The organism is Streptomyces sp. WG5, assembly GCF_049974565.1.
In the GTDB taxonomy this organism is placed as follows: Bacteria; Actinomycetota; Actinomycetes; order Streptomycetales; family Streptomycetaceae; genus Streptomyces.
This window is the reverse complement of record NZ_JBNGGC010000008.1, coordinates 226,454-247,251: the sequence shown is the minus strand read 5'-3', so window position 1 is coordinate 247,251 and position 20,798 is coordinate 226,454. Positions and strand designations below refer to the sequence as shown.

At 70.0% G+C, this 20,798-nt stretch carries 18 protein-coding genes and 6 pseudogenes; 6 read left to right on the top strand and 18 right to left on the bottom strand.

Translation table 11 applies throughout. The annotated features are described in order from the left end of the window. Positions 1-83 precede the first annotated feature (83 nt). Positions 84-356, top strand: a pseudogene (locus ACP4IX_RS11070) (transposase); the annotation flags it as partial. A gap of 659 nt (positions 357-1,015) precedes the next feature. On the opposite strand, the pseudogene ACP4IX_RS11065 reads toward ACP4IX_RS11070, so the two are convergent. Next, a pseudogene (locus tag ACP4IX_RS11065) lies at positions 1,016-1,132 on the bottom strand (class I SAM-dependent methyltransferase); the annotation flags it as partial. A gap of 312 nt (positions 1,133-1,444) precedes the next feature. Between ACP4IX_RS11065 and ACP4IX_RS11060 the strand changes: the two are divergent. Then, the gene (locus ACP4IX_RS11060) at positions 1,445-1,990 is read left to right on the top strand and encodes a pyridoxamine 5'-phosphate oxidase family protein (protein WP_426523427.1); all 546 of its coding nucleotides are present in this window, start codon (positions 1,445-1,447) and stop codon (positions 1,988-1,990) included. Between the two features lie 314 nt (positions 1,991-2,304). On the opposite strand, the gene ACP4IX_RS11055 is transcribed toward ACP4IX_RS11060, so the two are convergent. From ACP4IX_RS11055 to ACP4IX_RS11045, 3 genes are all read right to left on the bottom strand, one after another. Continuing rightward, positions 2,305-4,023 (bottom strand): acyl-CoA dehydrogenase family protein, encoded by a 1,719-nt coding sequence (locus ACP4IX_RS11055; protein ID WP_426555394.1) that lies wholly within the window; start codon positions 4,021-4,023, stop codon positions 2,305-2,307. A 169-nt stretch (positions 4,024-4,192) separates the two neighbouring features. Further along, positions 4,193-4,759 carry a PadR family transcriptional regulator gene (locus ACP4IX_RS11050; protein WP_426523429.1) on the bottom strand — a complete coding sequence of 189 codons (567 nt, stop codon included), beginning with the start codon at positions 4,757-4,759 and terminating at the stop codon, positions 4,193-4,195. 380 nt (positions 4,760-5,139) lie between these two features. Further along, positions 5,140-5,673 carry a GNAT family N-acetyltransferase gene (locus ACP4IX_RS11045; RefSeq protein WP_426523430.1) on the bottom strand — a complete coding sequence of 178 codons (534 nt, stop codon included), beginning with the start codon at positions 5,671-5,673 and terminating at the stop codon, positions 5,140-5,142. 131 nt (positions 5,674-5,804) lie between these two features. On the opposite strand from ACP4IX_RS11045, the pseudogene ACP4IX_RS11040 reads away from it, so the two are divergent. Continuing rightward, positions 5,805-6,085, top strand: a pseudogene (locus ACP4IX_RS11040) (TerD family protein); the annotation flags it as partial. 105 nt (positions 6,086-6,190) lie between these two features. Here ACP4IX_RS11040 and ACP4IX_RS11035 read toward each other — a convergent pair. Both ACP4IX_RS11035 and ACP4IX_RS11030 read right to left on the bottom strand, forming a co-directional pair. After that, complete coding sequence (locus tag ACP4IX_RS11035) at positions 6,191-6,793, bottom strand: GPP34 family phosphoprotein (protein ID WP_426555393.1); 603 nt, start codon at positions 6,791-6,793, stop codon at positions 6,191-6,193. A gap of 153 nt (positions 6,794-6,946) precedes the next feature. Further along, positions 6,947-7,717: a calcium-binding protein gene (locus ACP4IX_RS11030; protein WP_426555392.1), complete on the bottom strand. Its 771-nt coding sequence runs from the start codon at positions 7,715-7,717 to the stop codon at positions 6,947-6,949. Positions 7,718-8,860: 1,143 nt separating this feature from the next. Between ACP4IX_RS11030 and ACP4IX_RS11025 the strand changes: the two genes are divergently transcribed. Beyond that, positions 8,861-9,466 carry a lytic polysaccharide monooxygenase auxiliary activity family 9 protein gene (locus ACP4IX_RS11025; protein ID WP_426523433.1) on the top strand — a complete coding sequence of 202 codons (606 nt, stop codon included), beginning with the start codon at positions 8,861-8,863 and terminating at the stop codon, positions 9,464-9,466. Between the two features lie 127 nt (positions 9,467-9,593). Here ACP4IX_RS11025 and ACP4IX_RS11020 read toward each other — a convergent pair. After that, positions 9,594-10,057, bottom strand: a pseudogene (locus ACP4IX_RS11020) (IS630 family transposase); the annotation flags it as partial. Between the two features lie 226 nt (positions 10,058-10,283). On the opposite strand from ACP4IX_RS11020, the gene ACP4IX_RS11015 reads away from it, so the two are divergent. Further along, on the top strand, positions 10,284-10,745 hold the full coding sequence (locus ACP4IX_RS11015) for a SpoIIE family protein phosphatase (protein WP_426555391.1): 462 nt from the start codon (positions 10,284-10,286) through the stop codon (positions 10,743-10,745). Between the two features lie 28 nt (positions 10,746-10,773). Here ACP4IX_RS11015 and ACP4IX_RS11010 read toward each other — a convergent pair whose 3' ends face one another. The 3 genes from ACP4IX_RS11010 to ACP4IX_RS11000 form a co-directional block, all read right to left on the bottom strand. Continuing rightward, complete coding sequence (locus ACP4IX_RS11010; RefSeq protein WP_426555390.1) at positions 10,774-12,123, bottom strand: endonuclease domain-containing protein; 1,350 nt, start codon at positions 12,121-12,123, stop codon at positions 10,774-10,776. A 365-nt stretch (positions 12,124-12,488) separates the two neighbouring features. Beyond that, the gene (locus ACP4IX_RS11005) at positions 12,489-12,875 is read right to left on the bottom strand and encodes a trypsin-like serine protease (protein ID WP_426555402.1); all 387 of its coding nucleotides are present in this window, start codon (positions 12,873-12,875) and stop codon (positions 12,489-12,491) included. A 38-nt stretch (positions 12,876-12,913) separates the two neighbouring features. Further along, complete coding sequence (locus tag ACP4IX_RS11000) at positions 12,914-13,162, bottom strand: trypsin-like serine protease (protein ID WP_426555389.1); 249 nt, start codon at positions 13,160-13,162, stop codon at positions 12,914-12,916. A 67-nt stretch (positions 13,163-13,229) separates the two neighbouring features. Here ACP4IX_RS11000 and ACP4IX_RS10995 point away from each other — a divergent pair. Continuing rightward, positions 13,230-13,562, top strand: a pseudogene (locus ACP4IX_RS10995) (AraC family transcriptional regulator); the annotation flags it as partial. A gap of 143 nt (positions 13,563-13,705) precedes the next feature. Here the strand turns inward: ACP4IX_RS10995 and ACP4IX_RS10990 are convergent. From ACP4IX_RS10990 to ACP4IX_RS10955, 8 genes and pseudogenes are all read right to left on the bottom strand, one after another. Beyond that, on the bottom strand, positions 13,706-14,167 hold the full coding sequence (locus ACP4IX_RS10990) for an SRPBCC family protein (RefSeq protein WP_426523436.1): 462 nt from the start codon (positions 14,165-14,167) through the stop codon (positions 13,706-13,708). Between the two features lie 1,107 nt (positions 14,168-15,274). After that, positions 15,275-15,547: a DUF4190 domain-containing protein gene (locus ACP4IX_RS10985; protein WP_426555388.1), complete on the bottom strand. Its 273-nt coding sequence runs from the start codon at positions 15,545-15,547 to the stop codon at positions 15,275-15,277. A 165-nt stretch (positions 15,548-15,712) separates the two neighbouring features. Next, positions 15,713-15,805: pseudogene (locus ACP4IX_RS10980) on the bottom strand (MarR family transcriptional regulator); the annotation flags it as partial. A 10-nt stretch (positions 15,806-15,815) separates the two neighbouring features. Next, positions 15,816-17,198, bottom strand: a complete 1,383-nt coding sequence (locus tag ACP4IX_RS10975) for an erythromycin esterase family protein (RefSeq protein ID WP_426523438.1) — start codon at positions 17,196-17,198, stop codon at positions 15,816-15,818. Positions 17,199-17,520: 322 nt separating this feature from the next. Beyond that, positions 17,521-18,150: a zinc-binding dehydrogenase gene (locus ACP4IX_RS10970; RefSeq protein WP_426555387.1), complete on the bottom strand. Its 630-nt coding sequence runs from the start codon at positions 18,148-18,150 to the stop codon at positions 17,521-17,523. A gap of 113 nt (positions 18,151-18,263) precedes the next feature. Beyond that, entirely contained in the window at positions 18,264-19,163 is a 900-nt protein-coding gene (locus ACP4IX_RS10965; RefSeq protein ID WP_426523440.1) for a hypothetical protein, read from the bottom strand. Continuing rightward, entirely contained in the window at positions 19,160-19,693 is a 534-nt protein-coding gene (locus ACP4IX_RS10960; protein WP_426523441.1) for a SigE family RNA polymerase sigma factor, read from the bottom strand. The genes ACP4IX_RS10965 and ACP4IX_RS10960 overlap by 4 nt, the downstream gene beginning before the upstream one ends. 91 nt (positions 19,694-19,784) lie before the next feature. Continuing rightward, a complete protein-coding gene (locus tag ACP4IX_RS10955; RefSeq protein WP_426555386.1) occupies positions 19,785-20,474 on the bottom strand; it encodes a hypothetical protein in 690 nt (229 codons plus the stop codon). Positions 20,475-20,798 lie beyond the last annotated feature (324 nt).

Here is a 20,798-nt window from a genome sequence, read left to right as displayed (position 1 = left end):
TCCGCCGCCCAGCCACTCGCCAGTCAACTGGGAGCGCTTCGTTACGTTGAGTGATATCGGCTGGCGGTGGGCAGCTTCCCAGAGTGAAGGCGGGGGAAGTGAAACGGCTCCGGGGTGAGTTGGCGGAGTTCGTTGCCGATGTGTTCGGGTCGTTGCCGCGGCGGGGCCGGCGGCGGTGGGGTGCGTGCTGTCTGCGGGGCCTGATGCTGGACGGCCGGCGGAAGTCGGTCCGGCCGATGGTGTCGCGGCTGCCGGACGGCGACATGCAGGCCCTGCAGCAGTTCGTGAACCCGTCGCCGTGGGATCCGCTGCCGGTGCGGCGGCGGATCGCCCGGAGACTGTGCGCGGGCTGTGGCGGGACGCCCCTCAGGCGGGCTCGGTGGCCTCCCCGACGAACTGGTCTCGGAGACGCTGGACCGCTTCCGCCAGGAGGGCGGCCCCGAACCCGTACGACGACTGCAGCTGAAGGAAGAGCGCCGCTTCCGCCGACCTGTGGAGCGCGGCCGAAAAGTGCTCGCCCGGCCCCGGTTCCGGGGCCCTCTGGGGGAAGAGGACTTCCACTACCTCCACGACACCACGGCCTGCCGTGCGCACTGGCGACGAGCCTGCGCGAGGAGTGACGCCTCGGGCGGGACCGCGGGAGGGAATCAGCTGCGATGGACGCTGACCGCGTCGCCGCCCTCGCAGGGGTCGGCGTCGTCCAAGTGGTATAGCGGTCGGTGAGCGTGAGACCGGCCGTGGTGCGGTGGTCGTCGCACTCCGCCGACAGACGTGAGACTGGGGGCGCCGGAAGATGCTCCGAGACGGGCCGAAGACGGCGATGAGCAAGCCGCCAGAGCGCGGGGCCCGGGCCAGCGCGGCGGCGACGGCGCTCTCCGTTCCCGGGGCGATGAGCGGGAGATGTTGTCTGCCGCGACGACGAGGCCCCGAACCCCGATCCGACGCCCGTGGTGGCTGGGTCGAAGTCGGCGAGATCGGCCTGCGGCCAGGTCAGCCGTGGCGCGCTTCGGCATGCCACGGTCAGCGGGGAAGCGTCATGGTCCACGCCAACCCCGTCGTAGCCGGGCCGGGCGAGCTCGATCAGGACCCGTCCGGTGCCGCAGCCGACGTCCAGCAGGTGTGAGCCGGGCATCCACGGCATGACGGCACAGGTGCGCCTCGCCGTGGTTGCCCTGTCCGCGTTCGGCGCGTTCCGCCGAACGGCAGCGTGCTGTTCACCGGACCGCCGCTGGTCAGCTGCTCCCACCGGTTCAGCCGGTAGGCCTGGAGATCGCGGGCGCCGGGGCGGGTCGGCACGGCTTCCTGCCGGCAGTTGGATTGCGCGAGCGGAAGGTCCTTCCTGTGCTGTTCCTCGTGCTCATTGCTCTCTGCCAGAAGCCAGTCCTGAGCGCCGCCGGGCCGGGCTGCGTAGCCTTTGTTGCACGAAGAGGAAAAGGAGTTCCGCATGACGCCGAGGCAGCCCAAGACCGAGCTCGACGCCCGCTACAGCTCCGCGCTCAGCCCACGCCCGGGCGCGGAGAACGTCACCGCTACCGACTGGGCCGAGGCCGAGCGCCACCTGCGGGCCGCCGAGGTCTTCTGGATCACCACGGTCCGCCCGGACGGCCGGCTGCACGTCACGCCACTGATCGCCGCCTGGCACGACGGTGCGCTGCACTTCAGCACCGGGCCGGGCGAGCAGAAGGCGAAGAACCTGGCCGGCAACGCCCACTGCGCACTCACCACAGGGCACAACTCACTCTCCGAAGGCATTGACTTCGTGATCGAGGGCACGGCGGAGCAGGTGACGGATCCGGCGCGGCAGAACGAGGTCATCGCCGCGTTCGAGGCGCAGTACGGGGACCACATCACCTCGCCGGAGGGGACCTTCTGGGGCTTCGGCGACAGCATCCGCCAGGGCAACGATCTGCTGTTTGCGGTGGCTCCCGGCACAGCGTACGGCTTCGGGCACGACGGTCAGGTGTTCAGCCACACCCGCTACACCTTCTAGTGTCCTGCGCCGGAGATCCGTCGGCAGAAGCGGGTGAGGGAGTCTCGGATCTCTTCGGCGGTCTCTGTCCAGACCAGCGGTCTGGGGTGGTCGTTCCAGTCCGCGAGCCAGCCGCGGATGTCACGTTCGAGGGTCTGGACGGAGCGGTGGACGCCTCTCTTGAGCACTGTGCCCTCGTGTCCGGCCTTCGGGCCGCGCACTCGACTGGGCACCCCGTACACCCCGGGCCTTCGGGACGGGCGTACCGGTCCAGGCGCAGGTGGCGGCGCCGGCCGCCTGCGCCGACCTCACCACCTCGCCTGTCACGGTATCGGCTACGGGGCCATCTCGTAGGCGCCGGACAGCGCCTCGACACGCTCCCAGACGCGACTCGAGCGAGCTTCGTCGACGACGGGGCGGCGGATGGCGTCGAGAGCCCAGCTCTGCTGCCGTTCCGTGGCGGAGTCCTTGCCTTGGAGATCGACGGCGTGTCCCGAGAAGTCGCGGACGAGTACGGAGAACAGCTCGTCGAGCACATCCTCGTCGAGTTCGGTCAGCGCGGCCTGCTCGAGGATCAACTGTCCGTGCACCACGAGGGCGAACAACTGGCCGACGGCGAGCAGGAGGTCCAGGTCACGGCTCTGCCGCTCGTCGGGAGCCGCGGTGGTGACGAAGACGCACAGAGCATCGGCCTGCTCGCGGAACCGGGCCACGTTGGGCACCCCGGCACAGGCGTCGAAGGCGGCACGCCAGTCGTGGAACCGGATGGAGCCGAGTCCTCGGGCCGGGCCCTGCTGGAAGAGGAACGCGTCGTCGGCCGCGTCGAGACGGGTCGGCACCCGCGGATGGTCGACCGGGTCGAGCAGGTGGTTGCGCATGAACTTCAGGATCAGCGCGAGATTGACGTGCACCGTGCCCTCGAGCTTCGGCAGGCTCCGGATCTCGATCGCGGCCTGGGCGAAGTAGTTGTCCTTCTCGAAGCCCTTCGCCGCGATGACGTCCCACATCAGGTCGATGACCTTCTCGCCCTCGGTGGTGACCTTCATCTTGGTCATCGGGTTGAACAACAGGTAGCGGCGGTCGTCCGGGCCGGCGGAACGGAAGTAGTCGACGGCTCGGTCGCTGAACAGCTTCATACCGACGAGACGTACGTAGGCGTCGACCAGTTCGCGCCGCACGTGCGGGAACGCGGTGACGGGCCGACCGTACAGGATGCGGGTGTGGGCGTGGGTGACGGCCTCGTACAGGGCGTGCTCGCAGATGCCGATCGAAGCCGTACACAGATTGAACTTGCCGACGTTGACGGTGTTCAGGGCGGCGTCGAAGGCGTTCCGTCCGGTGTGCAGGACGTCGTCGGGGCCGACCGGGTAGTCCTCGAGCCGGAACTCGCTGACGTACTTGGAGGAGTCGACGACGTTCTTGACCAGGCGGTACGCGGGGTGGCGGCTGTCGGCGGCGAAGAAGACGTAGCCGTCCGGGCCCTCGATGTCGGTACGCCGGCCGAACACGGAAACGAGCCCGGCGGCGTTGCCGTTGCCGATGTAGTACTTGGAGCCGGTCGCCCGGAAGCCGCCCTCTCCGTCGGGTTCCAGCAGCATGTCCGTGGAGTAGATGTCGGCACCGTGGCTCTTCTCTGAGAGGCCGAAGGCGAACACCTCGCCCTGGGAGAGGAGTTCGCTCGCCCGTGCCCGGGCACCTGCGTTACCGCTCTGCCAGACCGGGCCGAGCCCGAGGATGGTCACCTGCCACGCGTACCAGTAGTCGAGTCCGTAGAACCCCAAGATCTCATTGAGGGCGGCGATTCGGGCGGTGTCCCAGCGCTGGTCCGGCCGATCACCCTCTGCCGCCGGGGTCAGGAAGGTGGCGAACAGGCCTTCCTTTGCGGCGAAGGCGAGGAAGTCCTCCAGCCAGGCCCGCGAACGGTAGTCCTCGATCAGTCTGCGCTTGCCGCGCGCCTCGAACCAGTCGACCGTGGCGCGCAGCAGCCTGCGTGTCTCCGGGTCGAAGTGCGCCGGGTCGTACGTGCGCGGATTGAACAGGAGCTGGTCGGCCATGAGGTACGCCTTCCGGGGATCGGGTCTGACGGGGTCGGTCACGAGGGCAGGACAGAGAAGGGCGCGGGGAGCCGGGCCGCGGGGCGCACGGATGCGGGGGCGCGAGGGTGTAGGGGTACAGGGGGGCGAGTGCCGGCCGGCAGGGCCGGTACGGGGCACTCACCGTGTGTCAGGTGCCGGACCGTGTCGCGCGGAGCCTGTGCAGGGTGTCGAGGACATCGTCGAGCCAGGCGATCGTCATTCGCTCGAAAGCGATGCCGCCGCGCAGGACGACGTGCTGGAGTTCCTGGCCGACGTCCAGGGGCCGGGGCGCTTCGGGGCCGGCGAAGTCCCGCCACTCCCCGGTGAGGTAGCGCCTGAGCCGGTCGTCGTGTGCGTTTCGGTGGCGCTCGACCTCGGAGATCAGCGCCGCCGGGTCGTCGAAGGCCGCGCCCCGGACCTTCACGGCGAGCTCGTGCCGGATACTCTCCGGTTCGACCGGCTCGTGCAGCCACGCGGAGAGTGCCCTGCGGCCGGACGACGCGACGGTGTACTCCTTCTTGTCCGGCCGGCCCTGCTGCGGCACTTCGCGGACGGCCAGGAGGCCGTCGCCCTCCATGCGTCGCAGGACGCGGTAGATCTGCTGGTGCGTCGCGGTCCAGAAGTAGCCGATGGACCGTTCGAACCGGCGCGCGAGTTCGTAACCCGAGCCCGGCTTCTCCAGCAGCGAGACGAGGATCGCGTGTTCGAGCGCCATGCTCCGATCCTGCTATGCAATTTGTTGCATATACAAGCCGCCGGATGCGGTTGAGACGCGGCTCACCCCGCGCGGGATCTCGTCGGCAGGCGTCGAGGGAGCCGTCCGAAAACAGAAGCGCCTCCGCGGCGGCGGTCCCGAAGGGGCTACCGCGGGTACGGCGCCTCCACGGTGATCCACGCTGTCCGCGTGTCACGGCATCGGGCGCGGCAAGGAGGCGGGGCCCGGGCCGGCCGGCTCACGGCCTTCCGGATCCGGCGCACCCGCCACCGCCGTGCGCCACCAGGGCGTCATCCATGACCTGTCCATGCTCAACGCCCCACGGAAACCTCACGGGCCTCCTGCCCTGCTCCCAAAACTCGGACCGGTCGGGCCGGCCGCTACTCCTGGTATTGCGTCAGGTCGATGCCGTACACCGCCAGGTCGTAGCCGTGGACCGGGTGCTGTGTGACGCCTTGCGCCTCCATGCCGAGTTTGTCGACCACGTTCGCGGAGGCGCTGTCGCCCGTCCGGAAGACGGCGACCACACGGTCGAGGCCGCGGTCCTGCAGGGCGAACTCCAGTGCGGCGTGCGCTGCTTCGGAGGCGTATCCCTGTCCCCAGAAGACCCGCCCGAGCCGCCAACCGACCGCCACCTGACCGGCGACCTCCGTCGGAGCGTCGGCGACGGACAGTCCGACGGCACCGGCCAGTTCGCCGGATCCCAGGAGCTCGACCGCGAACATCCCGAAGCCTTCCTCGTCCCATCCCTCCTCCCACGCCTCGATGTCCTCAGCGGTCTGCTCCGGGGACCGCGGGCGGCCGTCGCCGATGCCCCGCATCACCACCGGATCGGCCTGGATCTCGGACAAGGGGGCGAGGTCGTCGTCCAGCCAACGACGTAGGACAAGACGGGGGGTGCGGATCTCGGTCATGCCCCCATCCTGCCGACGAGGAGGCGAGAGCGCGAACCGCGGCGTCGCACCCCGGGGGCCCGCAGGATCGGTCGGCACAGTTCTGTGGTCGAGCGACTCCGCCGACCCGGGCACGTCCCGGCCCTCCTCGCCGCGGCCAGAGCTTCGGCCAGGTCCGCGACGCCTTCCTCCGCGTCGTCAACCAGGCTAACGACCAGGAACTCGCCCGCTACGACCTCTTCGAGGGCGCCTGGACCGAGAAACCGCGATGGTCTTCGGCGAGCCGTACCGGCACGGCGCGGAGCGGACGTTCCGAGCGGTCGGGCAAGGGTACGCCTCCGGTCTCGCGGACATCGCCGCCGACTACGGCGTCAACGTCGGACAGCACCTCCTCGGGCCTGCTGCGAGCAAGCAGGACGGAGCGGGCCGGTGAGCCCGGTGCGACGCGCACGCATCCGGTTCCACCGCCGTGGGCGGGCCGGGGTACGGACCACGAGCGGACGGCACCTCGGAGGGACAGCCACGTCCTCGCCGACCGTCACATCCCACGCCAGATGTTGTCGAAGGCCGCTTGTTCGATGCTGCGACGCTGCCGGACGCCTGCCAACTCCACCACGGCGTCATTGACGGCGGCGAGAGCGGCCGCTGTCCCGTCATCCTCGGGATCCACGACCTGATCCGCCGACGCGTGCCGGATTCCCACTGCCCCCGCGAGGCCCACCAGCACGGGATCGCCGGTGGCCCAGCGATCGATGGCCCGCCGGCGGGCCACCGGATCGACCGGATCCGGCCGGTCGGCGGTGGGCCGTACGGACCATCGAGAGCGCCTGCGGCCACTGTCGCTCGCCCCCGCGGTGGCGAGGTACTCCGCTGCGAGACCGCGCCCCCGTCGCCACAACCAGTCCTCCACCGACTCGGCCGGTTCCCGCCTGACGAGGGACGCGGCAGCGTCCAGAAGTCGGTCACCGCTTCCGGGCGGAGCAATCGGCCGGAGCAGGCGGCCTTCGAGGGACACCGCCCCGGCATCGAGCAAGTCGGCCAGCTCGGCCCCGGCCAGGGCCAGCGAGAGGTCGCCTCGCTCGACGGGGTAGTCGGAGCGAACCTCGAGAGAGACGATCGTCAGGTCATGTGCTGTGATCATGGCGGGAGCTCCGCACCTGTAACATCTGCTGCGACATGGCGACCGTGATCCGGTCAGCCCACCCACACGGCGAAGCGAAGCGCGGGCGACGGGCCTGGCCCCCAGCCGTACGCCAGCGGCTACCAGTGCTCTGGCCGCGGCATGGAGCCGCGCTCACGGGAGGACGATGTCGCGGCCGGGCCCGCCTTCGAGGGCGTCCTCGCCGGTGCCACCGCAGACGAGGTCGTCGCCGCCTTCACCGTCCAGTGTGTCGTTGCCGGGGCCGCCGAGGACGATGTCGCGGCCGTCCCCGCCCATGGCGTGGTCGTCGCCGGGGCCGGCGTGCACGGTGTCGTCACCGCCGTATCCCTCGATCATGTCGTCGCCCCGGCCACCCCACATCTGCTGGTTACTGCTGTCACCCATCAGATGGTCCATGCCGTCGCCGCCGTGCAGGGCGGCGGGCCCCATGACCATGTCGTTCCCCGCGCCGCCCAGCACCGTGCGCGCGGTGTGGGCGTGCAGTTCGTCATCGCCGAGGCCGCCGTTGACGGTGCCGATCCCGGGGGTGAAGGCGGCGATCGTGTCGTCGCCGTCGCCGAGGAAGACGTCGATCCTGTCGGGCCGGGGGCTGTCGGCGGGCAGTTCGCAGACGACGGAGGTGGTGTCCTCGGCTCTGGAGTACGCACAGTGGTCGCCCGGTTCGAGCGGGACCACGTCACTGAAGCCGATCCGCCGGATCCCGTCGCTGGTGTACATGGAGAATATGTTGAGGTTGTTCGTCTGCCCTGCAACCGCGGTGAAGACGATCGACTGAGTTGCCCAGTCGGCTCCGATGCGGGCCTTCGCCTCGGTGGCGGTGGCGGCGGATGCCGGGCCGACGGCGAGGCCGGCGGTGAACAGGGTCACGGCGATCGCGCTGACGGCGGCTCGGTTTCGGTTCACGAGACCTCATCTCGGTGGAGTGACGGTGGACCGACCTGGCGGCGTGGTGCTGCCGAGGGCCGGGCGGACCCGGCCGTGAAGGCAGTCTCCCCTGCTGGTCCAGATCCGCAAGACCGCGCACTGACGCGGCGTCATGGCAAGCCGATGTCCCTCCGGATGCGATGGTTGGGCTTCTTTGGTCAGGCCATGCCCCGGTGTCGCCGTGGCAGGGCTTGACGCGGGGCTGTCGTACCGCACTGGCACGAGGCGGCTACCGTGGAGGTGCTCGCGGTGGACTACCGACGGATCGTCGCGCTGGTGGCCGCTACGTGGGTGAGGGTGGAGGGCTCGGCGAGGGGACCATCATCATCGGCGGGGGACCACCATCAATGGGGAACTGGCGACAGCCGAGCCTCAGCCCATGCCGCCCGCTCACCGCGGGGCAGCCAGCCCTGTCCAAAGCAGCCGTGTCAGCAAACGTGGAACGGACCCGGGCGTGATCATCCAGGACTCTTCTCCATGGCCTGGCCGACGGTCCACCGGGAAGTGTTCCGGCACCTGGTCCGCGAACGTCTTGGGCCGCGGCGGTGGCCCAGGTGAGCTGGAGCGCGCCGAGGCTGATCTGCGTTGCCGGCGGCTTCCCTCGTTACGGCATCCCTGCTCCAGTGCCGTCGCTTCGGATCCGAGGAGTACGCACGTTCCCGCTGCGTGCCCTCGGCCGCGCCCCGCCCGATGCGCCGTACAGCCACGGCTCCTACCAGGCAACGTGCCCGGCGAGGCCGACTCGGGTGTACGGAGGCGCACCATCGGGACCGGGGATCTCGCGTATTGCGGAACTGGGCAGCCCTCACGCCAGAACCAGGTCCCGTTGCCATGCTGCGAACGCTCCTCGCCGGCATCGCCCCGCACACCGGTCCAGGCCGCATCCTCGCTTCCGGTCCCGGGCACGGTTCTGACTCCAGACTCTCGGCAGATTCCCTGCTCGCCGCCCGCCTCTGCAATCAACTCCGTTTGCCTCATTGACATTTCACTCAGACGACCTACCGTTGGGAGCGCTCCCATTACAGCCTTGAAACTGGAAGGAGTTCCCCCCACATGCGCAAACAGAGTTCGTTAACCGGGCGTTCGCGGTCGTCCCTCCGCCGACCTCTCCAGGCACTCGTCATGCTGTTCGCCGTGGTTGTCGGCGCACTGACCTGGTCGGCCCCCGCCCAAGCTCACGGCACCATCGTCGGCCCTGCCTCCCGTGCGTACCAGTGCTGGAAGACGTGGGGCAGCAACCACACGAACCCGGCCATGCAGACCGAGGACCCCATGTGTTGGCAGGCCTTCCAGGCCAACCCCGACACCATGTGGAACTGGATGAGCGCGCTCCGCGACGGCCTCGGTGGCCAGTTCCAGGCGCGGACCCCCGATGGGACGCTCTGCAGCAACAACCTCTCGAGGAACGCCAGCCTGAACAAGCCCGGGCAGTGGAAGACCACCACCGTCGGCAACAACTTCTCGGTCCACCTGCACGACCAGGCGTCCCACGGTGCCGACTACTTCAAGGTCTACGTGAGCAAGCAGGGCTTCAACCCCAAGACCCAGACCCTGGGCTGGGGCAACCTCGACTTCATCACGCAGACCGGCCGCTTCGCCCCGGCCCAGGACATCACGTTCCCCGTCCAGACCTCCGGCTACACCGGACACCACATCCTGTTCGTGATCTGGCAGGCCTCGCACCTCGACCAGGCCTACATGTGGTGCAGTGACGTGAACTTCGGCTGAGCCGGGGAGCGCCGCACACGTCACCGGCCTCGGCGGGACGCCGGTAACCCGCCGCCCGGCCGACCGAGCTCCGTCGGGGCAGGGGACCCATGTGGTCACCCTGCCCCGACGGGTTCCTGCGCTCCTGATGACCCGAGTCAGAGATTCGTCGGCAGTAGGAAACGACTATGTCGAGGACGTCGTCGGCTGTCTTCGTCCAGACGAACGGTCTGGGGCGCTCGTTCCAGTCAGTGAGCCAGGCCCGGAAATCGCGTTCGAGTGCCTGGACGGAGCGGTGGACGCCGCGCTTGAGCTTCTTCTGGGTCATCTCGGCGAACACCGCTCGACCAGGTTCAGCCAGGATGCGCTGGTAGGCGTGAAGTGCAGGTGGAACCGTGGGTGGGCCGGCAGCCATTTCTTGAGGTCGGGTGTCTTGTGGGTCGCGTGGTTGTCCAGGATCAGGTGGACCCGTAGCTCAGCCGGGATTTCCTTGTTCAGCTTCGTGAGGAACTTCTTGAACTCCGCTGCCCGGTGGCGGCGGCGCAGGAAGCCGATGACCTTGCCGGTGGCGACCTCCAGGGCGGCGAAGAGGGTGGCGGTGCCGGCCCGGACGACTCGTGCCCGACTGGCGACGAATCTCTGACTCAGGTCACTCACCGAAGTAGCGCGGTGCCCGGTCAGGTGGGCTGGAGTTGACCGGCGACGGGGGTGTCGGGAGCGTCGTGGTTGGTGGTGATGGCGAGGCTGGGGCCTTTCGGCCGGGACGCCACTGGCCGCCGGCCAGGCGGAGGAGCGCGATGCTGGGGCGGGCCCCCGTTTCCAGTCGAGGGTGCCCTCGATGGTGGACAGGACCATGCGGCGGGAGTGCGGGCGACGACGGAGTGGTCGGTGGGGTCGTCGGCCGTGCCGAGCGCGTGGTGGACGATTTCCACGAGTCCTGCCCACCGCCACCTTCTCCGCCGCCACGACCGTGCTGGCTCCCAGGGACACCTTGGTGCTGTACACCGACGGCCTGACCGAGGCTGCCGTGTCCCGGCGGTCCCCACCGGCTCCCGTTCCGCGATGGCCGACCCGGAGGGCAACGCGTTCTGTGTCGCCGCGGCCTGGTCCTGAGGCTGTCGGAGAGCGAAGACGCTCCCCAACCACCGCCCTGGCTGGCGGAGCGCTGCTGTCACCGCCGGTGATCCGTCGACGCATCGTGACGATGGGACTTCGTCCGGAGCGGGCGACCTCGACTCTGCCGCGCCTTTCGCTGGGGCGTGCCAGGTGGCCGCGCCGGGAGCGAGCAGCTGCCAGGTGACGGTGGGAGGAGGTCTCCCGATGCCCGCTCAAAACAGTTCCAGGTCCCCGCCGCTGGTGTCCGCGACGACTGGGCGGAACTGGGCAGGGAGGCCGTCCAGGCGGTCAGGACCGGCCGCGGCGGCCACGGCAGGGGCCGTCTCGGCCAACCAGGTACGAAACCGTTCGGTGGCTTCGCGGTAGGGGACTCGCGCCAGGACACGGTGCTCGCCGGAGGGGCAGAAGTCGACGGCGACAGTGAGCAGGCAGGAACGGGGCGCGTTCTGGCTACCCGACCAGGACACGCGCAGGAGACCGCAGGGCTTGCGCCCCCGCGGGGCGCGGTGGGTCGGACGCAGCGATCGGCAGGCTATGTAGGCGGTCCATGCCGCGAGGTGCGGCAGGGGCAGGGTGGTGCGTGCACGGCAGCCGGGGCAGCGATGCCAGTGACGGAGCCAGTCGTCGGTGTCGGTGTGGAAGAGGCGTGTGTAGCGGTTCGCCACGCGGATGTCGTTGCTGTACAGGTGGTCGGGGCGTTCCTGTGTGTTGCAGGACTGGCAGACGGGGGCGCGGATGTAGCCGTGTTCGTGGCAGTGGTCGAGCACGGTGGCGGGCGCAGTACGGCACACGGCGCACGCCCACTCTGCCACCTTGCGGGAGGTACCGGGCTTCCTGCTGAGCACCGAGTACAGCTGGCCTTCCAGCTCTTTGTTGTACGGGCGCGGTGAGGTGGTGGGTCCCGGTCCCCCGGGACTCGTCGTTTGCCGGCCGCCGGCGTCTCGTAGCTGCCGGGGGTGGGAGGGCGGCTCGGTGACGGCTGCGCTTGCCTGGCGGGTCCGCACGGTTCGCACCCACCGCTTTTCGGCGTGCTCGGCCGCGTCCAGCACCCTGACCACAGCGCGCGGCAGCCACCACGTGCGCTGCGTCCCGTCGCGGGCCCGCTCCACGAGTATCTGTCGCCAGTCGATCCCCGCCAGGGGGTACGGCCGGACGACTTCACGTCGTGCTGCCCGCTCCGGACCGCCCAGGTCCTGCAGTTCCCCTGTGATGCGCTGGCGCCAACGCAGCGGCGCTTGCCCGTCGCACTCCTGCCTCGGCGCACCACGAAACGGACCGACGCGGATCAGGTCCCGCCGGTCCATCCCCACCGCGTTGAGTTCCGCGGCCGCCCGGCGCACCTCAGCCTCCGGAACCATCCGCTGACCGTCGCCCGCCCTCACCGTCGGCACCACATGGCTGCCGAGCAGGACGTACTCCAGCCGGGCGTGAGCAGGGAAGCAGGTGAATGCCCCAGAAGCCGTCGGTACGTCACTGTCGGCCGTCTGATCGACCCACAGAGCGTCCGCGGCAACCAGGGCGATCAGGCCGTCCGTGCGACCGGGCATGACACGCTCTGACATACCGACAGGTTAACGGCCTGCCACGCGGTCCCAAGCCGACTCCGTCACGGCCGGGGCATGGCGGTGGCACCGAGCGGCCGGACACACACGATCGCGCCGCGAGCCACCCCGCCGGCGCGCACAGCCGGTCTGTCCGGAGCAGCATGGAGCGCAGGCACCCCTCCCCCGTCGTTCGGCGTCGCGATCCCGCTGCCGCCGCATGCCCGGCCGTTCCACCCTCGCCGGAGGGGGCGGGGTTCGGACCGCCGACCGGTCTCCACGCTACGGGTGCCCGCCGAGCCACCGCGGGGCCGACACGTACGGTGCGGCGCGTCCAGCGACATGGGCTCCGTTTAGCGACACGGGCTCCGTTCTCGGAGTCCCGATCACCCGTTGCGGCTCATCGCCCTGTGGATCCAGCCCGCGTAGGCGGGTGCGCTGGTGTAGAGCCCCGGGCCCTCGCTGCATCGCACGCCTGGGGCGCCGGGGCCAGAAGTGACGCCGATGAGGTCCCAGCGTCCCTTCCGGTCCAGCCGGAGCTGGGGACTGCCCGAGTCGCCGTTGCAAGCCATGGCTCTGGGCACCTGGCTGATCGTGCACAGGCGGGTGTCGTCCGCGTAGCCCGGCGCGCACTCGGAGACCGCACCCCTGAACGTGTCGAGTTCCTGAAGACGGTCGGGGAAGACCCACGTGCTTCGGTCGGGAGTGTCGTCGACGGTGCCGAAGCCCAGGATCCGGGTCGGGGTGCCGGGCCGCCCCGGCTTGTCCGCGATGCGGATGGGCTTCTCGGCAACCGGGCGGTTCAGGCGGATCAGAGCGACATCATTGCGGTTGGGGCCGGGCGGTTGGGCCCGGTGTCCTCGCCGTTCCTGTAGTCCGGGTGGGACACCGGCTTCTCCACGGACCGGACCGCGCCTCCGGACTTCTTCCACTCACTGCCGATCCGGACCGTGCCGTCCGGGATCACGAGCGCCGGGTCCACGCGGTGGGCAGCTGTGAGCACCCGCTTCGAGTCGATCAGCGATCCCCCGCAGACACCTTTGAAAATGGTGTCGTCCACCCATTCTGGCGACTCCGGGCACCGAGCCGTGAGTGTCCGGAATGACGTGTCCCGTACAGTTCCGGACATGGCTTCCGTGGCGCCGGCCGTCACGGACGGCATGCTCCACATCGACCTGGCAGTGGCCCACCAGGTGTTCGGTTCCGCCCCCGCCGCCGTCACCGTCCCCTGGTACGACCTGGTGGTGTGCGCGCCGCGCCCCGTCCGGCTGGGCCATTTCCGCCTCGCCCCCGATCACGGCCTCGACCAGCTGCGGCATGCCGACACAGTGATCGTGCCCGGCTGGGCCGATGCCGACGTTTCCCTGCCGGGGGATCTCCTCGCCGCGCTGCGGGACGCTCACGACGCGGGCGCCCGCGTCGTCTCCCGGTGCACGGGCGCGTTCGTCCTTTCACGTGCGCGTCCCGCCCGGCACCGTGACGGAAGCGGCGACACCCGAGGTCGGATGTCGCCGCTTCCGCCGTGGGCCGGACCGGACTGCATGCCCGCCGGGCGGCGTCACCCGGGTCCCCACCGAGGTGCGGTGCACCACGGGTACGGGAGTCACTCACCCGGCCTGATGCGCCCACGCCAGGCTCCGGCCTCCCCGCCGCGCCCCTCGATGTACTCCTTGAAACGCCGCATGTCGCCCTTCACCCGCCGGTCGATGACTCCCAGCATGTCGCCGGCCTTCTCGGCGGCGCCGGTGGGATCGACATCCATGACCAGCTCGACCCGAGTGTGCGTGTCGTCCAGGCGCTGGAAGCGGACCGTGCCCTTCTGCCTGGAGTCACCCGTGGTGGTGCGCCACGTGATGCGCTCGTCGGGGAGCTGGTCGACGATCTCGGTGTCGAACTCGCGCTTCACCCCACTGATCTTGGTCGTCCAGTGGTTGTGGCGCTCGTCGAGCTGCCTGACCTCCTCGACCCCCTCCATGAACTGCGGGAACTCCTCGAACTGGGTCCACTGGTTGTACGCGGTGTGCACAGGAACCTCGACCTCCACCGCTTCCTTCACCGTGCTCATCTGGAACTCCTCTCTACAGGATTCGCCATCACCGGAACCGGCCGGCCGGCCCGTCGGCCCCGGCAGGACGAAACGAGTACCCAGGCATCGCTCGTATAACGTCCGGTCAGTAACCGCCCGCATCAGCCGCTGAAACCGGGGAGGCGCGACGCCCCGGCGCACGCTGCGACGTCGCGAACCGGCCACCGGCTCTGTCCCCGGGGACATCAGCGGCCGCCACCGGCCGCACGAGGCGGGAGAAACCAGCACGGCGATTGTGCGTATGGACGCCGTCGGCATCGTCGTCGGGGGCAGGGACGCCGCCGCCGCGTTCTTCGTGGAACTCGGTAAGGGAGCCGGAGGGCAGGGCGGAGGCCGGGGTACTGGGTCCTGTCTCTCCGACCGGGGAGCCGGAACCCAGTCGCCGACCAGCGCACCGGGCTCGACGGCACCCACTGCGACATCGTGATGTTCCGGAACCCGGACGGTCACAGCCGGGCCGCGTACCGGCCGCACCACCCGGACCCGGCGACGCGCGCAGCTCACCGTCCTGCCCGCCACACCGGGGCTGCTCCTGTCCGCCCGCCACCCGCCCGCGGGCTTGAGCATCGGTGCCGACGGGGACGACGCCTCAGCCATCCCGACGGCGGCCTCCTCGCCGTCATCGGGAACGTCACCGACCAGGGTCTCGACGCCGCGGTACTGATGGACCAACTGCGCACCGCGCCGCGCACCCACTCGTCACAGGTGACGGCCCGGCCGTCATCCTCACCCGCTTGCACGGCATGCTGCGCCACCAGCAGCCCGAGCTGTACGCGACCGCGGGCCCTGGCCCGGTTCAGACGGGCCGGCCAGGCATCACCTGGCCGGTGGGTCAGGCGTCGCTTCCCGGGCCCGCAGCGCCCGGCGCACGGACAACCGCAGCACCGCCTCCTGGGCGGCACTCCACGGCGACGATGCGCCGCCCCTGCACGAAGAGAGCCGGGCCCGAGGTGCCGACCTGCACGGCCATCCGGTGGCGGCCGGCGACGGGCTGCTTCACCAAGGCGAAACCTCGTGCGGGTACGGTGCCTGGGCTCTCGTGCGCCTGCGGCGGGGCGCCCACGCACCGGGGCCGGCCGGGCCTGGTCAGCCGAAGTGCCAGGTGAAGCTGCCACCGTTGTTGGCGGCGAGCACGAACATCAGAATCATGAGCAGGATGTCGACCACGCCGAGGCCGATGGCCCACTTCGCCATGGCGGAGCCGGTCTGACGCAGCGACACGGCGCCGAAGACGATGGCCAAGGGACCGAGGATGATCGGCAGGAACAGGAGGCCGACGATCCCGCAGACCAGTCCCGCGATGGCCAGCCCGTTCGCCTTGCTCGTGTTCCGTGCGCCCGTTCTGCTGTAGCTCGACATGATATCTCCTGAAGAGTCGTCGATCTGCTTCTTGTGCTCCTTACCCCTCAATCCAGTTGCCCGCCGCGGCCGGATCACACCTGCCGAACCAGGCGAAAACCGCGCGTGTGCCTGCCAGTTGGGGCGCAGGGCCGACCCGAACAACACGAGTCGGTTGATACGGCCCTAGCGTGCGGCGAGCCGCTCCAGCAGGGCGGCACTGCGGGCCGGCAACGCCCGCTCCTCGTCCGTGAGTTCGTCCTGGACGGCTTGTGCGAGCCCGGGGCTTTCATTCCCGGGTCGTTGGCAGGAGATCCGCGGCGGTGACGCGGTGGAGGTGTATCAGCAGGTCGAACTGGCGCCCGAGCGAGGTTTGATAGGGGTCCTCCGGCCAGGCGTTGCCGATGGAGCGGGTCAGCCGCTTCGCCATCAGCCAGTCTCGCGCCGGCTCGGGCACGGCCCTCAGATCGACGTAGTAGTCCCGGCGCGAGACTCGCTCCAGCACCTCCTCACTGCTGCCCGCGCCCAGCGGTTTCACGGAGAAGCGACGATAGGGCTGCTCCGGATCCGTCAGATCCATCGCGTTGAACGAGCCCTGCCCGAAGGTGTAACCGATGTTCACGTACTCGGCCCCGACCGCCTCGCGTATGAACTCCCCCTGCGTCTTCGGATACTGCTCAGGGTTGTCGGACTCGTAGGAGACATGGCCGTTGTGGGCCGACAACAGCATCCGGTGTCCGGTGTGCCGCTGCCACCACACGGTGTTCTCCGCCATGATCTGGTCGCGGTAGAGCATGGCCCGAGCGATCTTCTCCGGGTCGGAGAAGTCGTAGTACGCGTAGAGGGTGCCGGTCTGGGAGATGGCCCTGGCGTGCTGGAGGATCCACTCGTACGCCTGCCGGTCCCCGTCCGGCCCCTGCGCCTGCAGCAGCTCGTAGGCGCGCCGCACATCCGCGGCCGTCCGCTCGCGCTCGGCGACGGGCCTGGCCATGTTCTCGTTGACGGTCTCCTCCACGCTCCCTGTCGGCCGGAGCTCGCGGTAGAGACGGCGGAACTCCGGCAGCAGCTCGGGGTGGTGCGCGGACACATAGTCCGTGACCGCGTCGAAGAGCTCAGGTCCCGCGTAGCCGTTGTCCTCACCCATGAACTGCACCGGGCGGTCGGGGTGGCGAACGTTGTGGGCGCGCATCCACCTCAGCAGGTTGAGATACTCGCGGGTGTTCCATATCCGGTACGAGCTCTGGAACTCCTCCCGCATCAGCTTCTCCGGGTCGCCCTTCCCGTACAACACGTACTCGTTGAGGACCAGACCGGTGGACCAGGGCGCCTCCAGCGCGAAGGTGGTGAAGCCTTGCTCCTCGACGAGGTACCGGAAGACGCGGTGCTTCATCGTGAAGAACTGCCGAGAGCTGTGCGTAGCCTCACCCAGGCCGACGATCTTCGCCGAGCCGATCATGCTGCCGAGCGGGCGCAGATCGCTGGAGGGGGCGCCGGCCTCCGTGGAGCGCAGCGGCTCCGCGACACGCGCCAGTTCGCGCACCGGATCGGTGGTGGTCATCGCGCTCGCGTGCGCCGGCCGGGCGGCGACCGTCAGCGTACCGGCCCCGAGCGTCAGCGCCAGCAGGAGCAGCAGTAACCGATGTGATCGATGTGATCTGTGAAATACAGGCATGGACCAAGGCTGCCGATGGGCGGCTGGTCCCGGGCAGCCTGCCACCTTCAGTTTTCCTCCGGGGGATAACCACAGGCCCACGGTGGAGCGGGTGCCACTCGGGGACCTGCCGCCCGCCTGCGGCGCTCCCCACCCTTGACTCGGCCATCACCGATGCCGTGACACATGCCCGGTGGAACGGACGCGAGTCACCCCAGCGGGTGACCGCACCCGCGTCAACCGCCACTGGACATGGGATTCGAGGCCGCCTCACTCAGAACGTGCGGATCCAGCTCGCCGCGGGCGGTGAGCGCAGCGAGCCAGGTGAGGTCGGCGCCAGGGCCTACGGCATCGTCCAGCAGGAGGTAGGTGGCAATCTGGCGGTTGTGGCCACGGCCGTTGTCGAAAAGGGTTCCGTGGGGAACTGCTCGCCGTCGCCGGATACGTGACCTGCGGAAGCCAGCACGCCGTTCTCGGCCAGGGCGCCGTGCGCGGCGACCATGTGGGCGCCGCCGACCAGTTCGACCACTCCGTGGACCTGTTCGAGGTGCTGGAGTGCGGCCAGGTCGGTGACGATCTCGTGGGCGCCGAGTGCTCGCAGTGCGTCCGCCTGCGCCGGGTCGCTGGTCACCGCGGTGACATGGACGCCGCCTCGGGCCGCGAGCTGCAGGGTGAAGCGGCCCACTCCGCCGCCCGCGCCGGTAACCAGGACGCGCCGTCCCGGGATCGGCCCGATGCGGTGCAGAGCGCGCAGGGCCGTGCCCGCTGCGACCGGCAGCGTGCTGATCGGGCCGAGATCGGCTCCCTCGGGCACGGTACCGATCACTTCGGTGTCCACGGTGCGCAGTTCGGCCCAGGCCCCGTCGGCCCCCACGGTGACGACGGGGGTGCCGACCGCGGGTCCGGAGCCGTCTGCGGCTGCCCCGACCACCCCGCCCGCGGCGTCCCAGCCGGGCACCCGCCAGGCGCACATGATCCTTCCCGGCCCTGTACGGCTGCCTGCGGCGTTCTGTCACCCTCCGGACTCCCGAGGCGACGTACAGCGGTTCGAGCGGTGGCGGAGCGCCCTGATTCTCAGCAACGGAGTCAGTCCCAGTACGTCTCGTGGGTCAGCCGGTTGCCCTGCCCGTCGAAGGTGTCGACGGACGCGATGGTCTCCCCGTCGGCGATGGGCAGGGCGAACGCACGGTACGAGGTCCCCGGCAGCGTCACCACCTGTGCCGTGCGGACCGTACCGCTGTCCAGGGTGAGCCGGGCCGTGGCCGTACCCGGGGCAGGGTTGCCGACGAAGATCCGAGTCCCGGACGCCCCCTTGTCGGACAGGCTGCGCAGCCCGGCGGCCTCTACGGAGTCGGTCTCGCCGTGCACGACGGAGCAGCCCGCCCAACGGCCCGCCTGGTGGTCGACCTGGACACCGCCGATGAAGACCCGCTGGCAGAGCAGCGAGAGGCCCTCCGGCCGGGAACCGCCGCCGGGGCCTCCGTCGGCGTCCCGGTCGTCCTTGTCGCCGACGTCAGCGTCAGTGTCAGCGGAGGGAAAGTCGTCCGGCACATCCGGATAGAACGTCAGCGCCACCGACCACTCCTTCCCGTCGATGCTGCCGGAGCGGACCACCCGGCTGCGTTCCCCGGCTTCCGACGCGTCGGGAACCGGTGAGTTGGAGGGGGACGAGGCAGCGGGGCGCGGGCCGTCGTCCTGCGGCGGGCCGGTCAGCAGCGGCAGGACGACGGCTGCCGTGACCGCGGCCACCAGCACCCCGGCCGCCGCGGTCAGGTTGGTGCGGCGCGATCTCCGGGCACGGGCACCGTCCAGGATGGCCTGCACAGGTGCTGGTCCGGGCACCTTCCGCCCGGCCGCCCGGGCCAGCGCGTCCCGCACATCCGGTGCGGAATCGGCGGCGTGCAGGGGGCCGTGCCGGCCCGGCACGGAAGCGCCCGAGGTGCTCGAGGCATCTGGTTGCCCGCCGGGTGTGCGGTGGGCGGTCATGCGGCACCTCCGAGATCCGCGCGGTCGTGCGCTGCCAGCGCGGGGTGTGCCCGCAGCTTGGCGAGAGCGCGAGAAGCCTGGCTCTTGACCGTGCCGGGCGTGCAGCCGAGCGTCCGTGCCACCTCGTCCGCCCCGAGGTCCTCCCAGTAGCGGAGGACGACCACAGCACGTTGCCGTTCGGGCAGTTCGGCCAGGGCCTCCATCAGCACGTCACGCTCCTCCAGACGTTCGGCCTCGCCGGACCGCTGCGGACGGTCCGGAAGCAAAGGGGTGAGCAGGTGGGCGACCCGCCTGCGGCGGTGGCGGCTGCGGTTGTTGTTCACCAGCGCGCGCCGTACATAGGCGTCGGCGTCCTCCCGCCGCACCCGGTCCCACCGCGCGTACACCTTGATCAGCGTGGTTTGCACCAGATCTTCCGCCTCATGGAAATCGCCGGTCAGCATGTAGGCGGTCCTGACCAGGCGGCTCCAGTAGGCCGAGGCGAACGCCGTGAAATCACCTTCGGCATCGAGGGCCGGTCCGATGTGCACGAAGAGTCTGTCCCTGCGGGTGTGTGGGCGGGAAGGAGGTAGGGTCCGGTCCCCGGATGCGGGCGGCTCCCGGGGACCGGGGACCGGCGGGTCAGTCCCAGTACGTCTCGTGGGTCAGCCGGTTGCCCTGTCCGTCGAAGGTGTCGACGGACGCGATGGTCTCCCCGTCGGCGATGGGCAGGGCGAACGCGCGATACGAGGTGCCCGGCAGCGTCACCACCTCGGCGGTACGGACCGCACCACCGTCGAGCGTCAACCCGGCCGTGGCCGTACCCGAGGCAGGGTTGCCGACGAAGATCCGAGTCCCGGACGTACCCTTGCCGGTCAGACCGTGCAGCCCGGCACCTTCGACGAAGTCGTCCCGACCGTCCACGACGGCGCAACCCGCCCACGGCCCCGCCTGGTGATCGACCTGGACCCCGCCGATGAACACCCGCTGACAGAGCAATGAGGGATCCCCGGGCCGGGAGTCACCGAAGCGGGAGGTCCGGTCGACGGAGGGGAAGTCCTCCGGAACCTCCGGATAGAACCGCAGCGTCATCGACCACTCCTTGCCGTCGATGACTCCGGAGCCCACGGTACGGGCCACGGTTTCCTGTTCCCCGTCCCGCGCGTGCCGAATCGGGTGCTGCTCCCCCCGCACGGCTGACTGCGTCTGCTGCCCCTTGCCGGACGCGTCACCGGGCGCCTCGTCAGCCGCCCAGGCACCGGATATCGGTGTACTGACCACGATGGTGGCCGCGCCGACGGCGACCGCGAGCTTCTTGATGCTGCTGGACACGTTGCTCCTACGGGAAGTGGGGTCAATGGACCGGAGGGCGCCTCTCCACCCACTCCTACTCCCGTTATCGGCCCGGGGGTTGCACGCGACGGCAGAGGATCGTGCAGGAGGCACTGGGCGCGGAGGCCCGCATTGCCGGGGTGGACCGGTTGCGGGGCGGGAGCAGGAAGGGGTCGACCGGGTTCACACGAGCGGATCGCGCGCAGAGCGTGTGATCGTCTCCAGCTGGGCCGACGCCGACAACTTCTGACCGGCTGCGGAAGCCACCGGTCCGGCCCATCCGTTCGCTCCCGCCTTCGGATTGCTCTCCGCCCGCTGTGCGGC